The organism is Wolbachia endosymbiont (group A) of Udea olivalis (assembly GCF_964028365.1).
In the GTDB taxonomy this organism is placed as follows: domain Bacteria; phylum Pseudomonadota; class Alphaproteobacteria; order Rickettsiales; family Anaplasmataceae; genus Wolbachia; species Wolbachia pipientis.
Genome location: NZ_OZ034773.1, coordinates 557937 through 577265, shown reverse-complemented (window position 1 = coordinate 577265; position 19329 = coordinate 557937). Strand labels below are relative to the sequence as shown.

Here is a 19329-nt window from a genome sequence, read left to right as displayed (position 1 = left end):
AATGTTCAATATAGGTCTTTCAGAAATTTTAGTTGTAGCTTTAGTGAGCATAATTGTTCTTGATAAAAATAAGGTACCTGTATTTATTGATTTTATTAAGACTATATATAGGTATTTTACAATTGTAAGGTTAAAAGCCAGAAGGTTATTGAAGGATGCCGGAATTGAAGACTTATATAAAGAGTGTAATACTGAGAAAGTAAATTACATAGTTGGTAAAAATGGTAAGCTTTATCCTACTTACGATATAGATAATACATCTAAAGATAATGACAGCGAAGATTCTGGTAGTAGATGATGTACTATCTAATGTCAAGCTTTTAGAAGCTCGACTAAAAGCAGAGTACTATACGGTTATCGTAGCTCATGATGGTGAAGAAGCTATAGATTTAGTAGCAAAGCAGCAGCCTGATATTATATTACTTGATATCATGATGCCAAAGATGAATGGCTTTGAAGTTTGTAAGGAGCTAAAGAGTGATCCCTTGACAACCCATATTCCAATAATTATGGTAACTGCGCTGCATGATACTCATGATAGAGTGCAAGGTATTAATGCTGGCGCGGATGATTTTCTGACTAAACCAATAAACAAAACTGCTTTATCTGCACGAATTAAGTCTCTCACACGCTTAAAGATGATTATCGATGAATTGCGTTTGAGAGGAGAAACTAACGCTGAGATTGGTGGAGTCGCAGGAAACAGTATTATGGATTATTCCAATCAGATTTTTGATGCTAACATACTTGTTATAGATGAGGATGTTCATCAAGCAGAGCAGATATATAATATATTAAAGCAACGCTTTAGGTCAATTAAAATACTGAGTGATCCAATAGAAGCATTGAAGGTTGGTATTGAGAATGGTTACGACCTGATCATTTCTGATATGCAATTTTCAAAAACTGACGGCTTGCGTTTGTGTTCTGAGTTTCGTAGTAAGGTGGAAACACGTTATACACCAATTCTGATTCTTTCTGAGGATTATGATAAAAACAATTTAGTAAAAGCACTTGATGTAGGTGCTAATGATTATTTAACAGTACCTTTGGATGAGGGTGAGTTAATAGCAAGGGTTAATTCGCAAGTGAAACGCAAAAGATATCAAGATGCCTTGAGAATGAATTTATTTAATAATGCGGAAATGTCTATAAAGGACCCATTAACTAACTGTTATAATAGAAGATATTTTGATGCACACTTAAGAAACATTGTTAAGGACTCTGTGGAAAAGGATAGAAGGTTGTCTCTTATGATACTTGATATAGACTATTTTAAGATGGTGAATGACAGTTTTGGGCATAGTGCTGGAGATGAACTTTTAAAGCAAATACAGAGAAGAATTTCTGAAAATATTAGAGTGACAGATTTGTTAGCTAGATTTGGTGGTGAGGAATTTGTTGTTGTAATGCCAGATACCGATACATCAGATGCGTATACTATTGCGGAAAGAATACGCAAAATTATTGCTAAAAAACCTTTTATACTTGCGGATAAAAATACAACCCACGATGTAACTGTGAGCATTGGAATTGCAGAAATGCAAGAATCTGACCTTGACAATATTAAAGAATTTATAGTACGTGCCGACAAATATTTATATAAAGCAAAAAACAGTGGTAGAAATAGAGTGGTTACTGGCTATAGCTAAAGTGGCTTAAGTTTGCCGACAACCGTCATTCCGCTACTAGTTAGCGGAATCTATGCTGAGATACCGCGAATGAATCGCGGTATGACGGTTCGCGGCAGCATGACGATAAGGTTTATACCTTGTCATTCCAGTGCTTGACACTGGAATCCAGTTTTCCATATAATCTCATCGAAAACGTTGTAACCACTTTCCATGCTAGTTTGCTTGTTCACAAGCAAATTTTTCTGGATCCCAGTGGGCTTTGTTGCATCGCTAGCTATGATGGATAAAGATAAAAAAGGTAGAGAATATCAGTAGCTTATTATTCTGGTATTTATAACAAGAACGGTCAGTGAATACCTAAATTTGAGTAAAAGAAATTTCACTACCACTCACTAATCCGGCTAAAATTCAAGAATTTCAATGCTTTAGCTATTTTCAATAGAATTAAATTTATTAATATAAATAATAAATTACTATTCTTAAATTTGATCAGATTGATTGCAAAAAAACAAGATTTTCAATAGGTTGCTTATAATCCTAACTATAGTTAGCCTTTCATAAGTAGCGATGCAACAAAGCCATCCCAGTGTCTGGGCACTGGGATGACATCATAGGGGCGCTGGGATGACATCATAGGGGCGCTGGGATGACACCCTGACAACCGTCGTCCCGCTGCTTGTTAGCTGGATCTATGCTAAGAGATACCGTGAATAAATCACGGTATGACGGTTCGCGGTGGCATGACGATAAGTTCGTCATCCCGCTACTTGTTAGCTGGATCTATGCTAAGAGATACCGCGAATGAATCGCGGTATGACGTAGGACTGCTAAGATTAAAGCGACAACATGAGGTTTCTCAGCTCTGGAAATTTCACGTTTAACTGCAAAAATAGATACTTATTTAAAAAATATCCTGTGACTTTCAGTCCTAACTGAAATTCTTGGAATGAGTAGCTGTTTTGTAGGGTATTATTGTATACATCATGCAACATTTGTGGAAAAGGTAGGAGTTTATCTGCATAATAATCTCCTACTTTTTTTGACACTGCTCTACCAGTTTTTGGAGAAATAAATTGTAAATTTTCCTTAACACCTGTTACAGCGCATTTGGATAAGTCTAATTTGAATCCCAATTGCGTAAGAAGCAGAAGCTCTAAGTTAAGATAATGGCTTTGCCAAGACTGATTGTTGTGTTTAATTACATCGATGAAATATCGAAAATTGTCATACAGCACGGCACAGGGTTCACTTTCTGGAAGCACTTTTTCTAAAATAGAGGAGAAAGAAACAATAGTAATGCTTTTTAACCTATCTTGAAAGAAATGATGGAATGGAGATTCGATTAATTCGCACTTAAAAAAACCTAGATTTTCAGGTAACTTAGCACTCCATTCTGCATGTAATAGATTACTTATCTGAAACTTATAATTGCTATTGTTTGTTAGCTTAGTTAATCCCCTGCGCTTTCCATGATTTTTTGTAAACAGAGAAAGAATTAAGTTTTTATCGCCGTATTTTTTAGCAGCTATAATGATGCCTTCATCTTTCCATCTCATTTAGAGTGTATTGACCGTATGATATATAGGATAGTGCACCTAGAGCGTGTAATCCATAAAAATCACTTACTCCGTTACTGTTTGCTTCCAAAGTTTCAAGGCTATGAGAGAGTAAGTTATTGGCTGCCACTCTTCTTCCTGAGCCTGATGCATTTCATACTGAGCTTTTGGTTTGCTAAATAATTGTTTGAATGATTTTAGTAACATTACTTTTCCTCGTCTGAAATTTTGGATAATTCAGCTTCTAATTCTTCTATCGTCGGTAAAGCTGTTTTTATGTTCTCTGGTAGATTTTCAGTTATTCGATATTCTGCTAGCCCTATTGGCTTGTTCATGTCTCGGAGTGTATATTTAGCAAGTACATCGTCTTTAGATTTACATAAGATTAACCCTATAGAAGGTTGATCTGTCGAGTGCTTCAGTAAATCATCAACTGCAGAAAGATAAAAATTCATTTTACCAGCATATTCCGGCTTAAAATCCTTATCTTTTAGTTCAATCACTACGAAGCAACGTAACTTTAAATGATAGAATAATAAATCAATATAAAAGTCTTTATTACCAACATCTAAATGAAATTGTCTACCAACAAATGCAAATCCTTCACCGAGTTCTAACAGAAATTTTTCCATATGCCCTACGAGTCCTTTTTCTACTTCTCTTTCATGAGAATCCTTACCTATACTTAAAAAATCAAAAATATACGGATCTTTTAATGTGTAATGTGCTAGATCGGATTGTGGAGATGGTAATTTTTCTTTAAAATTAGTTATTGCTTTTCCTTGACGTTTATGTAGTCCAAGTTCTATCTGCATCACCATAATGTTACGTATGTTCAATAGCTTTTTTTACATAAAATAATCTTATTTCATGACTTTCTATTTTTTCCAAAAGAGTGATATTGTGATACCAAGTTAATTGTGCAAGAGGCTCCTGCACAAATTCAACATCAGGATATTCTTCGGCAAACTTACGCATATACTTCAGATTTCTCGTGCTAAAGCCTTTCATTTCTGGAAATGTACTTCTCAAATCCTTACTTAATTGATCAATTACCTTAACTCCCCAGCCGTGTTCTCTTTGCCGTTTTAAGATTTCTGTTCCAATATAATGGTAGAGCAAGATAAGCTTACTATTTACTGCAAGCGCTGCCTTATAACGGCTTGTTGCAATACGATCTTTCAACTGCTCTAAAAATTCTGTATATTCTTTTCCTATAATTTTTGTCATACGGTTCCTTTTAATCCATTATACAATTCTTTGTCTGTCGAGAAGGCAATCTTTCGCTTGCCTGCAACTTTGAAGGGATTCCTTATTTACTTCAAACTTGTCCATCAACTAAAATATATTGACTTTACATGCAATATTAGCTTTAAACCAGTAAAACAAGCTGCTTAACATATGCGTTTTTTCTATTCTAATTACATTCTTTTTTTATCTTCATGTGGTTTTCTGCTTTTTTCGTTACCTTCAACAAAAGCCCAAACGAATGATACGTCAGTTGTTTCTATACCACAAAGGAAAAAAGAAACAGTTGGGCACACTGTTGTAGCACAACCGAGGCAAATTATCGAAATGCAAGAAGAAGTCATTATTAACGAGGGTAAAGAATTTATTCCTGTTCCAAAAAGAAAAAAAAGTGTAGAGAAGAAACTAAGAAGGGATGTTAAAGAGGCAAAGAATGAAATAGGAAACGAAAAAAGCGTTGAGAGCAAAAAGGATGAATTAGTTGTAACAGAAATTATTAACTCTATAAGAGACAAACTTACAAAATGCTGGAGCATTCCTGAAAGCATAGCTTACAAAGAAAATTTTAGTATAAAAATCAACTTATTATTATCCAGTCAAGGTGAGATAATTATGGCCGATATAGCAGACAGTAGTTCCTATCGAGATAATCCACTTTTCAGGTCGATAGCAGATAACGCAATGCGTGCAGTATATAAATGTAGCCCATTAACCGGCTTGCCTATTCAGCACCACCACATTTGGCGTGAAGTAACACTAGACTTTATTCTATAGCTAAAGTAATTGCAGCTGCATGAATGTTGTGAACGTCACATTTCACACGAAAATGTAATTCAATGATGGAATTGCGTACAAAATAGATTCCAGATACAAGTGTCATGCTACTTGGGTAACATCCTTCCTAGTGGACTAAAATCACAATATTCGTACAGTTATGGAATGAACCGCGGTATGACGTAGGAAGATCTGAGCAAACTTTCAATCAGAAACAGCCAAAGATCTCTCTAAGATGTCAGTTTCTTTTGTATCTTCAACTTTACCGTCCTGGTCGAATGAAATTTGCAGAGACTTACTACTATACTTCCTTTTTCCTAAAAAATTGGCTTGTTTAATTTTATATGAGACATAGTACCAAACATTGTCATCGAACTTTGATACTAATGTTGGTGATCCTAAAGTGTGAACCACTTTTTCTTTATCGTCACCTACTTTTATCTTGCTCCACAATTCAACACTAATGCCAGGAGCTCCGTGATTGTGAATAGTGTGAGTGCAGCTCACTGTAAATAATAAAATAAAAGATATTAATACTCGCATTTCTGTTGATAAATTACTTGAAGCTATAATACACTAATAAATTATCTGCCGTCAAATTTCAAAAAAGTTAAATTGACTGATTCTCAATATCACTTAATATAATATTTACTTTAGAAAATAATAGGTGTCTTATGTCATTGTTAGAAGCAGATCCAATATACAAACCTTTTAATTACCCTTGGGCGTATGATGCGTGGCTGCAGCAACAAAGAATCCATTGGATACCTGAAGAAGTTCCGCTCGCTGATGACGTGAAGGATTGGAAAACTAAACTTTCAAGTGTAGAAAAAAATCTACTAACCCAGATCTTTAGATTTTTTACTCAGGCAGACATTGAAGTAAATAACTGCTACATGAGGCATTATTCAAATATATTTAAGCCAACAGAAATATGCATGATGCTTGCAAGCTTTTCCAATATGGAAACCATACACATTGCAGCTTATTCTTATCTTTTAGACACAATTGGCATGCCAGAAAGTGAGTATCAAGCATTTTTAAAGTATGATGCTATGAGAAAGAAATATGAATATATGTTGGAATTCGAGGAAAGCAAAAAACACGATAAAAAACATGTAGCTAAAACTCTAGCAGTGTTTGGTGCATTCACTGAAGGGTTGCAGTTATTTACATCATTTGCAATTTTGCTCAATTTCCAACGTTTTGGAAAAATGAAAGGAATGGGGCAGATAATCGCCTGGTCAGCCCGTGATGAAACTTTGCACACCAATTCAATTATCATGTTATTTAATACATTTATTAAAGAGAATAATGAAATTTGGGACAACGAGTTTAAAGAGGAATTATATTCTGCATGTCGCACCATCGTTGAACTTGAGGACGAATTCATAAAGCTTGCCTTTGATTTAGGAGATGTTGAAGGACTATCCGCAGAAGAAGTGCGCAATTACATACGCTACGTAGCAAACAGACGGTTAATGCAATTAGGTCTTGAGTCCATATATGATGTCAATGATAATCCTATTCCGTGGCTTGATGAAATACTAAATGGCGTGGAACATACGAATTTCTTTGAAAATAGAGTAACAGAGTATAGCCGTGCAGCAACTCAAGGCACATGGGAGGAGGCTTTTACTGAAAACGACACGAATAATAAGTGAGTGCTAATTTCACTCTTCTTTGTCATTCCAGTGTCAGCTACTTTCATTACACCATTTGCTGTGCAGTTTAGGCAGTTTTGCTTTACTTAACAACTAACTTACCATATATATGTCCATAGAACATTGGTATATAAGAACGTGCTACAACTACTAATCTTACTCACGGTCATCACTTCAGCTGCATTCTTTGGTCATTTAGTTCCAATGGAAATAAAAACCTTCTTGTACTCAGTGAGCCTTAGTATAAAAGAGGTTTTGCTATTTATAATGCCTTTTGTTATTTTTGCGTTAATCTTTAGCAGTGTTAACAATCTTAAGCAGTCAGCTATAAAGTTTATATTATTACTTATTATAATGATCTTCTTATCGAATCTGGCTTCAAGTTTAATAGCTTATTCTGTTGGGCATTTTATCATACAAAACACTTATTCAATACAAGATATAACGTATGAAGAAACAATTGTTCCTTTATGGTCGTTTAGGCTGCCGCTACTCCTTTCTAATTTTTATGCCCTTGCTTGTGGATTTGTATCCAGCATAGTAGTGTCCACATTGCTACCCAAGAAAAGCAAAGAGCTTTCGAACAAAATGTTAGATTTAACTCTCTTTATTTTGAAAACGTTTTTGACGCCGATTATTCCAATATTTGTACTTGGGCTTGCTTTAAAAATGCAGCATGATCAAGTTTTATCTATAATATTTAAGGATTACTCAATAATTTTCATTATTATAGCATCTGCAACCTACCTTTATGTTTTCCTCTTATATGGAGCAGCAAATTCATTCAAGGTTACAAGCTGGATAGCTAGTATAGGCAATATGATACCGGCATTTATTACTGCAATGAGCACAATGTCTAGTAATGCAACTATGCCGCTTACTCTTGAAGGAAGCAAAAAAAATGTAAAGCAACCTGACATAGCATCGTCTGTTGTACCAATAACTGCTAGCTTTCATTTAGTAGGTGATTGCTTTTTTATTATAATATTATCAATGATAATTGCCTCCGGTTATTCATTATTCACAATAGATTATGTAACTTTTCTTCTCTATTTTTTGTTATTTAAGTTTGCTATCGTGGCAGTGCCGGCAGGAGGAATTATGGTAATGCTACCTATTCTTGAGAAACATCTCAAATTCTCTCCAGAAATGCTTTCGTTAATTACAGCATTGTATATAGTGTTTGATCCAATAATCACTTCAGCAAATGTTATGGGTAATGGTGCCTTTACTATGATGTTTGCAAAACTCTATGATAAGCTTAAGTAATGTCTATTTTAGCGATTGATACTGTAGGTATTGGTAGTTCAATAGCAATAGTTGATTATGATGGTAATTGTTTTGTAGAGCGCAATTCCGCCAGCAATAGTCATGCAGAATCATTTTTTAAAACTTTAAATACTTTATTTAATAAGCACAATTATAACTACGATAAAATAGACCATTTAGCGGTAGTAGTTGGACCAGGAAGTTTCACTGGAATTAGAGTTGGTATATCAGCAGCACAAGGTATAAATCTTGCTACAAATAAGCCGTTATATGGAGTTAGTGCGCTGGAAGTTCAAGCCTATGCAATATCTTTGCTTTGTAAAAATAGCAAAAAAAATATCAGAGCTATAATCAAAAATGCTCAAGGGTTTTATACGCAGTTATTTGATTTCAATTTATTGCCGCTGTCTGGTCCAACTGCAGCATGTGACCCTGGTCACGCTACAAGCATTACACATATGGATTGCAATTTAAATGCTAGCCATGCAGGACTATTAGTTCATTATAGACTGAAGAACAAGCAAAAATTAAACGAAGTTGAAGCTTTATATTTAAATGAGCCTCAGTATATGAAATTGCTATAGATTATTCTTTTGCATACACGCAATTTGGCTAAGCTTGTGCATCTGGTTTACTATCTCTTGAGCTACTTCTTTTATACTCATATTTGAATTTTCTATCTCTATGGCACTCGGTGGTATAAATGAATCGTTAGTCCTCAATTTCTCTATAACGTTATTTACATTAATCACCCTCCTATTTTTTCTTTGCCTTTTTAATGCAATACGCTTTTGTAATGTCAGTAGATCGCACCTGAGTACTACAGGAAGGATTTCTGTGCCCATTTTTTTACTAAGCCTTACTATTGAATCATACATCCTCATGTTCTGGTCATTATTTTCCATCAACTCATCAATAAATATGTAATTTTTTGAGTGAATCGGATAATTTTCTATTACCTGAAGCATAATTTGCATAATGCCATATATTCTATCTTGAACTTCTTTAGGTATTGGATCACGTTCAAAGACACCATCGTATATAGAGCAAGCTTGAACATTGTTATAGAACTTGCTATTTACAATTAATGCGTCTATCATATTAGATAATTCTATTGCTGTGGAAAGTTTACCACTTCCCGAAAGACCAGAGAGATATATGAAAAATCCTGCTGGCTGTTTTTTTGTGTTAATATTTACCATATTATTTTCAATCTTGAAACTTACATTTATAATAACATAAAAATGAAGCTTTAAAACATATGAAATATTATATAGAAAATTATTTTTGTAGTTAAGATATTGTGTAATTTAAAAACATAAATTCTGTATATAAACTCTATAATAACGATAACTATTTTTAAGCAAGCTACAACACAAAAGTGTTTGGTATTCAGAAAGCAAGACAGAGTGGCATAGACTTATTAGTTTACTACAAGTCTCTTTTCGCGTATAAACCTTCAGAAGATTCTAACAGAGGATTGTGTTGTTAACAAAGAGCAGAGTAAAAAGGGATCTAGTCTATGCCTATCAGATTTTGTCCTACCTTAAGTTCGATGATCATACATATACTCACCTTTCAGTGCGTTCTGAAGATCAAAAGTCGTTTTATATTTATCCGTTTGGTATGCGTTTTGATGAAGTAGATGAACGTTCGTTAATGAAAGTATCATTTGATGGAGATGTAGTTGAAGGCAAAGAATATCAATATAATAGAACTGGCTATATAATTCATGGTTTTGTTTATCAAGCAAGGAAAGATATTCAAGCAATTTTTCACTTGCATACACCTTCTATTGTAGCGGTTTCTTCTCTCAAAGATGGGCTGCTTCCTATAAGTCAATGGGCACTGCACTTTTACAATAAAATCTCTTACCATAATTATAATTCCCTAGCACTTAGCGATACAGAAGGAAAGAGGTTAATAGCTGATCTGAAAGAAAATTTTGTCATGTTAATGCGTAATCATGGATCTATAACGTGTGGTCGGAGTATACAAGAAGCAATGTTTTACACGTATCATTTAGAACAAGCGTGCAAAACTCAATGTTTAACGTTAGCAATGAATAAGGAGTTATCAATTCCAAGTGAAGAAATTTGCTCAAAAGCTGTAAAGGATCTCCTATCTTTTGAAAGCAATCTTGGTGAGAGGGATTGGCACGCATGGGTTAGACTAATTAAAAGTAAGTTGTAAGTGACCTTACCCAGAAAAAGTAGAGAGAAAGTTAAGACGTTTTTGGAGTAAAATAAAACGTTTTTTCAAAATATGACAAATAGAAGAGAATATACAGCAGAATTCAAATTAGAAGCTGTTAAGCTGGTTAAAGAAACAGGTCAAGCAAGTACAAAAATAGCAAAAGATCTAGGTATAGATGGCAGTATGTTAAGTAAGAAAATATGATGGAAAAATGTCTGGAGCATACGCATTTCCAGGCAAAGGCTCCTTATGACAAAGAAAGATTTGATCTAAAAAAAGAGCTAATAAGAGAAAGAGACATCTTAAAAAAAGCCCTGGGCAAAGAAAAAGAGTAAAGTATTCTTTTATATAGAAATTGCTATAAAACACAGGAACTATGTAGGGTTTTGTACTGGTGGTATTGGTTGCTAAGGAAAAAAGCAGTAAAGAATTAGCAAAAGAAGGGCTTCTAGCAGATATTCAAAAAATACATCAAGCATTCTAAATGCAGATATGGAGCCCCTAAAATTCACGCTGAATTAAAAGCTTTAGGCAAAAATTAAAACAGTACAAAGTGTTATGCAAGAAAATGGCATTAAAACCAAGCTTAGACGAAGGTTCAAAAATAAAAAACAGCAAATAAGCAACCGAGTTGTGGCTCCGAACACATTGGATCAAAATTTTACTACTGATCAGCCAAATAAAGTTTGGGATTACCTACATAAAAACTAAAGAAGGTTGTTGGCGGCAATAATTGACCTATATTCACGCATGGTGGTTAATGAGTAACATGATAATTAGTTATAGATTCTTTATTGATGGCCGTTGATAAACGCAAACCCGATAAAAATCTGCTGTTACATAGCGATCAAGGGTCACAGTATACCTCTCAAAATTACCAATTTCTATTGAATACAAAAAACATCATTTCCAGCATGAGCCATAAGGGCTGTTGTTACGATAACTCTGTTGCAGAAAAGTTCACTTAAAAGGGAGCTGCTTATTGATACTTCTCGCTCAACAAACCAGAACTGCCATATTTGAATACATAGAAATCTTTTGTAACAAATAACGTAGACATTCTACTATTAACTATTGCATTCCTGCACAATTTATTCTCATGATAAAAACGTCTTAACTTTCTCTCTACTTTTTCTGGGTAAGGTCAATTTGGGTCTGCACCATTTTTGAGTAATAGTTTTACTTCTTGTGCATTACCATCTTCTACAGCTAGGAATAATTGTTCTTCCTGTGTTTTTACGCGTGTTTCCACATTAGATATAAAAAATAACAATACTAAACATGCAATACCAATAATGCTAATATATTTTATAACTTTTCTCATAAGATATTTTACAATGCTTCTAATAATATTAGATATCATCTATAAAATTAAAAAATCCATGAAAGGGGATGAAAATATGTAAAAAAGTATTATTGATTAATTAAAAACAGATTTTGATTTGATAATACTAATAAAATCGATTTATCTTAAATTTACGTTGATTTTTACCTGTTATTTTTTGTAGTTTATCCAACGTAAATTCCAGGTAAAACAAAGTCGTTATCTCCAACCGTTACAACCAACTCTCCTTCTTTAATTTTTATTTGATTAGGTGTATGGTCCCATACCATCACACTCTGGGATCATACACCTAAAGTACTCCGACACTGGGATGACACCCCGGGGTTTCTGGGATGACAAAAAAGAGCCCCCTGAGCAAAAATCTTATAGCCACTTGAATGATAATTGACTTTTTGCCTAAAATAACTAAGAAAGAAACTTCTCATCAAGATAACTTAAATATATACTAATTCTCTTATTTTTAAACGATTTCTCATCATGAATTGCACGATCAAAAACCTGAATTTGACTTGTTATAATGCTACAACTATTATTTGCAACTTCTAATACGCCACTATCAATTACAACCTTCTTTTCTATTTGGTTACTCATTTTAACAGTAATCATACCAGGCAATAAATAAATTAAGTAAGGAGCATGGTGAGCTAAAATCATAAGCTCCCCTTCGAGCCCAGTTACTGAAAGAGAAACCACTCCACTGAATGAAATTTGATCATCAGGAGAGAAAAATTGCACTTTAAAAGTATTCATAATCTTTAACTTTTATTTAGCTTCAGCTTGTATTAATTCAGCCTTTTTTATTGCTTCATCTATATTCCCCACCATATAAAAAGCAGCCTCTGGTAAGTGATCATATTTGCCTTCAACAATCCCTTTAAAACTGGAAACAGTATCAGAAAGTGAAACAAATTTACCAGGCATGCCAGTAAATATTTCTGCAACGTGAAAAGGTTGAGAAAGAAATTTCTGAATCTTACGAGCCCTATCAACAATAATTTTATCTTCATCAGATAGCTCATCCATACCAAGTATTGCGATAATATCTTGCAGTGATTTATAAGTTTGCAATATACGTTTCACCTCAGAAGCTACATTATAATGTTCTTCACCAATGATTTCAGCAGATAAAGACTGAGAAGTTGAATCAAGTGGATCAACAGCAGGGTATATTCCCATTTCAGCTATTTGCCTTGACAACACTGTGGTTGCATCAAGGTGAGAGAATGTAGTTGCTGGGGCTGGATCAGTTAAATCGTCCGCAGGAACATATATAGCTTGCACAGAAGTAATAGAGCCAGAAGTTGTTGAAGCTATTCTTTCTTGCATTGCACCCATATCAGTTGCAAGGGTTGGCTGATAACCAACAGCTGACGGTATTCTTCCAAGTAAAGCAGAAATTTCAGAACCAGCTTGTGTAAATCTAAAGATATTATCCACAAAAAATAGAACATCTTGGTTTTCACGGTCACGAAAATACTCTGCCATAGTAAGTGCTGTTAAAGCAATTCTAGCCCTTGCTCCAGGAGGCTCATTCATCTGACCATAAACCAAAACAGCTTGAGATTTTTCATGCTCATTTATATTTATTACATTTGAAGTGATCATCTCGTGATAAAGATCGTTACCTTCACGCGTTCTCTCCCCTACCCCGGCAAACACAGAAAATCCTTTATGAGCTTTTGCTATATTATTAATTAATTCCATTATTAGGACTGTTTTACCAACACCGGCTCCACCAAATAAGCCAATTTTTCCTCCTTTAAGATAAGGTGCAAGAAGATCTATAACTTTTATTCCCGTAACTAAAACTTCTTCCTGTATTCTCTGTTCAGTAAAACTTGGAGGTGCTCTGTGTATAGGCTCTAAGTTATACTTTCCCTTCAGTGGACCACACTCATCTATAAGCTCTCCAACAACATTAAAAATCCTTCCTAAAGTTGAACGCCCAATTGGCACCGATATTGGTGCACCTGTATCAACAAATTCATCCCCCCTTGACATGCCATCTGTGCTATCCATAGCAATACAACGAACTATATTGTCACCTATATGCTGCGAAACTTCTAAAACCAGCTCCTTATCCTTATATTTTAGTTTGCTTTTTAAAGCATTAAATATTTTAGGCAATTCACCTTCAAATTTTATATCAACAACTGCTTGAGTTACCTTAATCGCTCTACCTATATTCATCTCTTTATTTTTATCACCTAACACTATAATTCCATAAAAGAACTTCTAAAGAAAATAAATTTTATATTATTAATAGAAATTTTGCAACATTAAAACGCTTACTAGTTACGCTTCATTACAAACAATGCAAATGCATTTAATAGCCAAGTAATAATAAACAATACTAAACTAAGCGCATAAGCAGCAAGAGTTTGTACACTATTGAAATCCTGATCTCCGGTAAGTAATGTAGCGATCTGCACGGTAATGGTAGTAACTGAATTAAGAGGGTTAAAAGTCAAATTTGCGTTGATTCCCACAGCCATTAGCACAATCATTGTTTCACCTATCACTCTTGAAATTGACAATAAAATTGCACTTAAAATTGTAGGCATTGCATAAGGTATTGTTATATGCCATATAGTTTCCGCTGGAGTTGCACCAAGTGCCATGAAGCCATAACGCAAGCTTTTTGGAACAGATCTTATGGCATCTTCGAGTAAAGAAATAATAAAAGGAAGAATCATTATCCCAATCGATAAACCGGCAACTAAGGCACTTTCTGAGTGTATACTTAAACCAAAAAAATTTGCTACCTGCTTTATAAAGAAAGACAAAAACACAACCGCGAAATATCCATATACAACCGTAGGAATAGCAGACAAAACTTGCAAAGTTGTATTAACAATATAACGCACTTTCTCACTCGCATATTCACTAATATATATTGCAGAAAATAAACCAAGCGGAACGACAACTAACATTGCTATAATAGTTATAAGTAATGTACCAACTAAAAGCGGCGCTATACCAAAACATCCTATCTTCTCTTCATTGATAGTGACTACATTGTGGCCCCATTTCAAGCAAAACAAGAATTCTGAAATAGCTACTTTATTAAAAAAACTAATGGATTGAATAAAAATAGACAGCATTATAAATAAAGTGATAAAAAATGATATGGCCAAAGCCACAAATAACGAAAGTTTTATTATCTTATTTCTTTTATTTTTAAAGATAAAAGCAAGCATGAAAAAAAGTAACGCTATAGAAATAAAAGTTACAAAACAATTATTATAGAATACTAACAACCAAGTTAGCATCCATACACAACTAAGATATAGATAAGATTTAACCTTATTTACTTCTTGAAACCTACTAAAACAAAATAAAAGGATTAGTAAGACAGGTATGACTATCACCGAATTCATTCTTCCATGCATCAAATTTTATTCTACGAAAATGTCATACAAGTTCACCATTATTTGACAATAAAGTAAAACAATTTAAAATAAATAATTATATTAATATAAAAACAATGAAGAGAACATTTCAACCAAAAAATTTGATAAGAAAGCGCAGACACGGATTTCGTTCACGTATGGCAACAAGAGCTGGAAGAAAAATCCTTAATAGGCGCCGTTCATTAGGGTGTAACAAATTATGCGCATAGTAAGTATAAAAAAAAAGATTTTTCTTCTGCTTTCAAAAATAAGTTAGCACTCAACAGTCTTTTTTATCGTGGGCTTTATATATCACTGTACGCTATAAAAGAAAGAGAACCTGAAAAGTACATTCATACTATTAGAGTAGGTCTGGCTATCAGTAAAAAAACCGGAAAAGCAGCAAAAAGAAATAAAATAAAAAGGCAACTACGAATGCTTGCTAAAATTAGCATTTTAAATATAAGTAATATAGGGCACTACTACATAATACTAACTCATAGAAACATTATGCAAGCAAGTTATAAAAATTTACAAAAAGATCTAACTATTTGCTTAAAAAAGATAAAATAAAAAAAATCTCAATTAAGGTATTTACAACTATATTTTTTATGATAATATAGGTAAAATTTTTAAAAATAGTTAATGGGTGTGATGAATGGTAGAGCATATAAAAGAGGTAAATAACACAGGCTTTGGTCAGATGTATCAATTCTTATTTCTTCCTAAAGGAACAGGAACAGATTGGAGGTCAGCATTTCGCCAACAAGAAGAATTATTTAAAAAAGTGGGAGGTAATGTAATATTACCAGAAATCAGTAATTCTCCTTCAAAAGGGAATCAATTAGGCGAAGTAGGAACAATGCTAAATAATGTAGAAAATGACCAAGAACATATAAGAAAAAAAAGATATCATAGTTAAAGTAAAAACTTAAAGAATAGTAACAAAACAAGAAAGTTAAAATATAAGTATACCTACTGTCTAATTAACAAAGAAATTTTTATAAACTTGGCGGCGACCTACTCTCCCTTTTCAAGTACCATCAGCGCTAAAAAGTTTCACTTCCGAGTTCGAGATGAGATCGGGTGGTTCATTTTTGCTATAGCCACCAAGTCAATAAAAATTTCTAACTTAACAATTTTAACTTAATATTTAACACTGCATACACACATATAGAAAGCAAATAAATCAATCAGGCTATTAGTACTAGTTAGCTTCACATGTTACCATGCTTCCACACCTAGCCTATCAACGTGGTAGTCTTCCACGGCCTTAATTGGGAAATCTTTTTGAAGAGGGTTTCTTGCTTATATGCTTTCAGCAATTATCCCATCTATACATAGCCACCCAGCGATGCTATTGGCATAACAGCTGGTACACCAGAGGTATATCCATCTCGGTCCTCTCGTACTAGAGTCAGACCTTCTCAAATTTCCTTCACCCACGGCAGATAGAAACCGAACTGTCTCACGACGTTCTAAACCCAACTCACGTATCACTTTAATCGGCGAACAGCCGAACCCTTGGGACCTTCTTCAGCCCCAGGATGTGATGAGTCGACATCGAGGTGCCAAACGGTGTCGTCGCTATGAACGCTCGAACACCATCAGCCTGTTATCCCCGGCGTACCTTTTATCCGTTGAGCGATGACCCTTCCATACAGAATCACCGGATCACTATGACCGACTTTCGTCTCTGCTTGGCTTGTCAGCCTCGCAGTCAGGCAAGCTTATGCCATTATACTATCAAGCTGATTTCCGACCAGCTCTAGCTTACCTTCGCACGCCTCCGTTACTTTTTAGGAGGCGACCGCCCCAGTCAAACTACCCACCATACAATGTCCTAGTTCCAGATAATGAAACATAGTTAGATATCAAAAGTGTAAAGGGTGGTATCTCAAGGTTGACTCCATTATAGCTAGCGCCATAACTTCAAAGTCTCCCACCTATCCTGCACATCACACTTTTAATAGCAATGTAAAGCTATAGTAAAGGTGCACGGGGTCTCTTCGTCTAACCGCGGGTACCCCGCATCTGCACGGGGAATTCAATTTCGCTGAAGTGATGTTGGAGACAGTGGAGAAATCGTTACGCCATTCGTGCGGGTCGGAACTTACCCGACAAGGAATTTCGCTACCTTAGGACCGTCAGTGTTACGGCCGCCGTTTACTGGGGCTTCAATTCGGAGCTTGCACCCTTCCTATTAACCTTCCAGCACCGGGCAGGCGTCAGACCCTATACTTCCACTTACGTGTTTGCAGAGTCCTGTGTTTTTAGTAAACAGTCGCTACTCCCTATTTTGTGCCACCTACTCATAGTTGCCTAAAAGCAGGTTACCCTTCTTCCGAAGTTACAGGTATAATTTGCCGAGTTCCTTCAACATCATTCTTTCAACACCTTAGTATACTCTACTCATCCACCAGTGTCGGTTTGCGGTACGGCCTCATAAATATAAGTGCTATTTCCTGGAGCTTCTTTTAAGCATAGATCAATCCAATAAGATCTATACAAATACGAAACCCGTCACACTTAAGAGGTTTAGGAATATTAACCTAATTGCCATCGACTACTCCTTTACGGACTCGCCTTAGGAACCGACTAACCCTACGCAGATTAACTTAACGTAGGAACCCTTAGATTTTTGGTGAGAGTGTTTTTCACACTCTTTTACGCTACTTATGTCAGCATTCTCACTTCCGATATCTCCAGCAGTTTTCACAAACCACCTTCACAGACTTACGGAACGCTCCGCTACCGCGCCTATTGATCGAAATCAATAAGCACTCACATCTTCGGTATACAGCTTTAGCCCCGGTACATTTTCGGCGCAGAAAAACTTATTTAGACAAGTGAGCTGTTACGCTTTCTTTAAAGGATGGCTGCTTCCAAGCCAACCTCCTAGCTGTAATGGTTTTTCTACTTCCTTCCCCACTTAGCTGTAATTTTGGGACCTTAGATAGTGATCTGGGTTGTTTCCCTCTTCACCACGGACTTAGCACCCGTAGTGTGCCTGCTATATAATTAATTGTTGGTATTCGGAGTTTAGTTAGATTTGGTAAGACGGTGAATCCCCCTAGTCTATCCAGTGCTCTACCCCCAACAACATACATACAACGCTCTACCTAAATAGATTTCGCGGAGAACCAGCTATTTCCAAGTTTGATTGGCCTTTCACCCCTAATCACAACTCATCCAATAATGTTGCAACATTAACTGGTTCGATCCTCCAGTGTGTTTTACCACACCTTCAATCTGGTCATGACTAGATCACTTGGTTTCGGGTCTAATCCATAAAACTAAAACGCCCTATTCAGACTTGCTTTCGCTACGCCTACACCTAACGGCTTAAGCTTGCTTCATAGATTAACTCGCTGACCCATTATGCAAAAGGTACGCTGTCACTCTAAATATCAATAAATTGATATAGAGCTCCAACTGTTTGTAAGCACTTGATTTCAGATTCTATTTCACTCCCCTCCCGGGGTTCTTTTCACCTTTCCCTCACGGTACTTGTTCACTATCGGTCGTTAAGGAGTATTTAGGCTTGGAGGATGGTCCCCCCATATTCAAACAGGATTTCACGTGCCCCGCTCTACTCAAGGATTTAAAAACTTTCTACTTATACAGGACTATCACCTTCTATGGTTACTATTTCCAGAGTATTCTAATTCTTATTCTTAAATCACTAGCCTTTTCCGCTTTCGCTCGTCACTACTAACAGAATCTCGGTTGATTTCTTTTCCTTTGGCTACTTAGATATTTCAGTTCACCAAGTTTGCTTTACATACTTAGTACGTAATAACTAGCTAAACTAGTTGGGTTTCCCCATTCGGAAATCTGCGGATCAAAATTTGTTGACAATTCCCCACAGCTTATCGCAGCCTGCCACGTCCTTCATCGCCTCTTAACGCCAAGGCATCCATCAAGTGCTCTTAATAATTTATTTATCCGACTATATGCAGAATATGCAGAGTTAAATATTATTAAAATTGAATTGAGATTAAATTAATCTCTACCATAAAACTTGTCAAACATCTAAAAACTAAATTAATCTTTTATATGTTATAACCTAATAAATAATATGTCAACGCCTTTTTGCACAAAACATTTACTTATATTATCAACAACAATATACTAGCAATCCTAAACAGTATAATCTGAGAAATATGTGGTAAACTTATATATACAGTAAAAATTAATAAAAAAGATATTTTGTAAGATAAAATGTGTTAAAATCAATTGCCTAAAAAT

Annotated in this window: 19 protein-coding genes, 2 rRNA genes and 2 pseudogenes; 13 read left to right on the top strand and 10 right to left on the bottom strand. The window is 35.1% G+C overall.

The genetic code is table 11. The features are described 5' to 3' along the window. Nucleotide 1 precedes the first annotated feature (1 nt). Entirely contained in the window at nt 2-298 is a 297-nt protein-coding gene (locus ABWU32_RS02715) for a hypothetical protein (RefSeq protein WP_010082258.1), read from the top strand. Beyond that, on the top strand, nt 270-1652 hold the full coding sequence (locus tag ABWU32_RS02710) for a PleD family two-component system response regulator (protein ID WP_015588886.1): 1383 nt from the start codon (nt 270-272) through the stop codon (nt 1650-1652). Before ABWU32_RS02715 ends, ABWU32_RS02710 begins: the two co-directional genes overlap by 29 nt. A gap of 815 nt (nt 1653-2467) precedes the next feature. On the opposite strand, the gene recO is transcribed toward ABWU32_RS02710, so the two are convergent. Both recO and ABWU32_RS07935 read right to left on the bottom strand, forming a co-directional pair. After that, nucleotides 2468-3190, bottom strand: coding sequence for a DNA repair protein RecO (recO, locus tag ABWU32_RS02705; protein ID WP_141456877.1), 723 nt, complete (start codon nt 3188-3190; stop codon nt 2468-2470). Nucleotides 3191-3396: 206 nt separating this feature from the next. Next, a pseudogene (locus ABWU32_RS07935) lies at nt 3397-4420 on the bottom strand (PDDEXK nuclease domain-containing protein). Nucleotides 4421-4591: 171 nt separating this feature from the next. On the opposite strand from ABWU32_RS07935, the gene ABWU32_RS02690 reads away from it, so the two are divergent. After that, entirely contained in the window at nt 4592-5212 is a 621-nt protein-coding gene (locus ABWU32_RS02690) for a hypothetical protein (RefSeq protein ID WP_015588888.1), read from the top strand. Between the two features lie 204 nt (nt 5213-5416). Here the strand turns inward: ABWU32_RS02690 and ABWU32_RS02685 are convergent, their stop codons facing one another. Continuing rightward, nucleotides 5417-5755, bottom strand: a complete 339-nt coding sequence (locus ABWU32_RS02685) for an outer membrane protein assembly factor BamE (protein WP_006279908.1) — start codon at nt 5753-5755, stop codon at nt 5417-5419. A gap of 131 nt (nt 5756-5886) precedes the next feature. On the opposite strand from ABWU32_RS02685, the gene ABWU32_RS02680 reads away from it, so the two are divergent. The 3 genes from ABWU32_RS02680 to tsaB all read left to right on the top strand — a co-directional run bounded on the left by ABWU32_RS02680 (nt 5887) and on the right by tsaB (nt 8729). Next, a complete protein-coding gene (locus ABWU32_RS02680) occupies nt 5887-6876 on the top strand; it encodes a ribonucleotide-diphosphate reductase subunit beta (protein ID WP_265028046.1) in 990 nt (329 codons plus the stop codon). Nucleotides 6877-7014: 138 nt separating this feature from the next. Next, the gene (locus ABWU32_RS02675) at nt 7015-8145 is read left to right on the top strand and encodes a cation:dicarboxylate symporter family transporter (protein ID WP_015588889.1); all 1131 of its coding nucleotides are present in this window, start codon (nt 7015-7017) and stop codon (nt 8143-8145) included. Then, the gene (gene tsaB / locus ABWU32_RS02670; protein ID WP_353278762.1) at nt 8145-8729 is read left to right on the top strand and encodes a tRNA (adenosine(37)-N6)-threonylcarbamoyltransferase complex dimerization subunit type 1 TsaB; all 585 of its coding nucleotides are present in this window, start codon (nt 8145-8147) and stop codon (nt 8727-8729) included. The genes ABWU32_RS02675 and tsaB overlap by 1 nt, the downstream gene beginning before the upstream one ends. Here the strand turns inward: tsaB and ABWU32_RS02665 are convergent. Then, complete coding sequence (locus ABWU32_RS02665) at nt 8724-9347, bottom strand: hypothetical protein (protein WP_015588891.1); 624 nt, start codon at nt 9345-9347, stop codon at nt 8724-8726. The two genes, tsaB and ABWU32_RS02665, sit on opposite strands and share 6 nt — an antisense overlap. 280 nt (nt 9348-9627) lie before the next feature. Between ABWU32_RS02665 and ABWU32_RS02660 the strand changes: the two genes are divergently transcribed. From ABWU32_RS02660 to ABWU32_RS02645, 4 genes are all read left to right on the top strand, one after another. Continuing rightward, nucleotides 9628-10338, top strand: coding sequence for a class II aldolase/adducin family protein (locus tag ABWU32_RS02660; protein ID WP_041573502.1), 711 nt, complete (start codon nt 9628-9630; stop codon nt 10336-10338). A 72-nt stretch (nt 10339-10410) separates the two neighbouring features. Next, nucleotides 10411-10545, top strand: a complete 135-nt coding sequence (locus ABWU32_RS02655) for an IS3 family transposase (RefSeq protein ID WP_007548354.1) — start codon at nt 10411-10413, stop codon at nt 10543-10545. After that, the gene (locus ABWU32_RS02650; RefSeq protein WP_007548509.1) at nt 10542-10676 is read left to right on the top strand and encodes a hypothetical protein; all 135 of its coding nucleotides are present in this window, start codon (nt 10542-10544) and stop codon (nt 10674-10676) included. The genes ABWU32_RS02655 and ABWU32_RS02650 overlap by 4 nt, the downstream gene beginning before the upstream one ends. 447 nt (nt 10677-11123) lie before the next feature. Next, nucleotides 11124-11309: a DDE-type integrase/transposase/recombinase gene (locus tag ABWU32_RS02645; protein ID WP_338062968.1), complete on the top strand. Its 186-nt coding sequence runs from the start codon at nt 11124-11126 to the stop codon at nt 11307-11309. Between the two features lie 176 nt (nt 11310-11485). Here the strand turns inward: ABWU32_RS02645 and ABWU32_RS02640 are convergent, their stop codons facing one another. The 4 genes from ABWU32_RS02640 to pstC all read right to left on the bottom strand — a co-directional run bounded on the left by ABWU32_RS02640 (nt 11486) and on the right by pstC (nt 15066). After that, nucleotides 11486-11704 carry an ankyrin repeat domain-containing protein gene (locus ABWU32_RS02640; RefSeq protein WP_010962434.1) on the bottom strand — a complete coding sequence of 73 codons (219 nt, stop codon included), beginning with the start codon at nt 11702-11704 and terminating at the stop codon, nt 11486-11488. Nucleotides 11705-12091: 387 nt separating this feature from the next. Continuing rightward, nucleotides 12092-12436 (bottom strand): F0F1 ATP synthase subunit epsilon, encoded by a 345-nt coding sequence (locus ABWU32_RS02635; protein WP_265027940.1) that lies wholly within the window; start codon nt 12434-12436, stop codon nt 12092-12094. 12 nt (nt 12437-12448) lie between these two features. Further along, nucleotides 12449-13876, bottom strand: a complete 1428-nt coding sequence (gene atpD, locus ABWU32_RS02630) for a F0F1 ATP synthase subunit beta (RefSeq protein WP_015588864.1) — start codon at nt 13874-13876, stop codon at nt 12449-12451. A gap of 101 nt (nt 13877-13977) precedes the next feature. Continuing rightward, the gene (pstC, locus tag ABWU32_RS02625) at nt 13978-15066 is read right to left on the bottom strand and encodes a phosphate ABC transporter permease subunit PstC (RefSeq protein WP_038199744.1); all 1089 of its coding nucleotides are present in this window, start codon (nt 15064-15066) and stop codon (nt 13978-13980) included. A gap of 107 nt (nt 15067-15173) precedes the next feature. On the opposite strand from pstC, the gene rpmH reads away from it, so the two are divergent. The 3 genes and pseudogenes from rpmH (at nt 15174) to ABWU32_RS02610 (ending at nt 16000) form a co-directional block, all read left to right on the top strand. Next, nucleotides 15174-15308: a 50S ribosomal protein L34 gene (rpmH, locus tag ABWU32_RS02620; RefSeq protein WP_006279898.1), complete on the top strand. Its 135-nt coding sequence runs from the start codon at nt 15174-15176 to the stop codon at nt 15306-15308. Nucleotides 15309-15327: 19 nt separating this feature from the next. Further along, a pseudogene (gene rnpA / locus ABWU32_RS02615) lies at nt 15328-15651 on the top strand (ribonuclease P protein component); the annotation flags it as partial. An 85-nt stretch (nt 15652-15736) separates the two neighbouring features. Beyond that, a complete protein-coding gene (locus tag ABWU32_RS02610) occupies nt 15737-16000 on the top strand; it encodes a hypothetical protein (RefSeq protein ID WP_141456820.1) in 264 nt (87 codons plus the stop codon). Between the two features lie 85 nt (nt 16001-16085). Here ABWU32_RS02610 and rrf read toward each other — a convergent pair. Together rrf and ABWU32_RS02600 are read right to left on the bottom strand one after the other, a co-directional pair. Further along, nucleotides 16086-16192: ribosomal RNA gene (gene rrf, locus ABWU32_RS02605) — 5S ribosomal RNA — on the bottom strand. A 66-nt stretch (nt 16193-16258) separates the two neighbouring features. Next, nucleotides 16259-19024, bottom strand: a 23S ribosomal RNA gene (locus ABWU32_RS02600). Between the last annotated feature and the right edge of the window lie 305 nt (nt 19025-19329).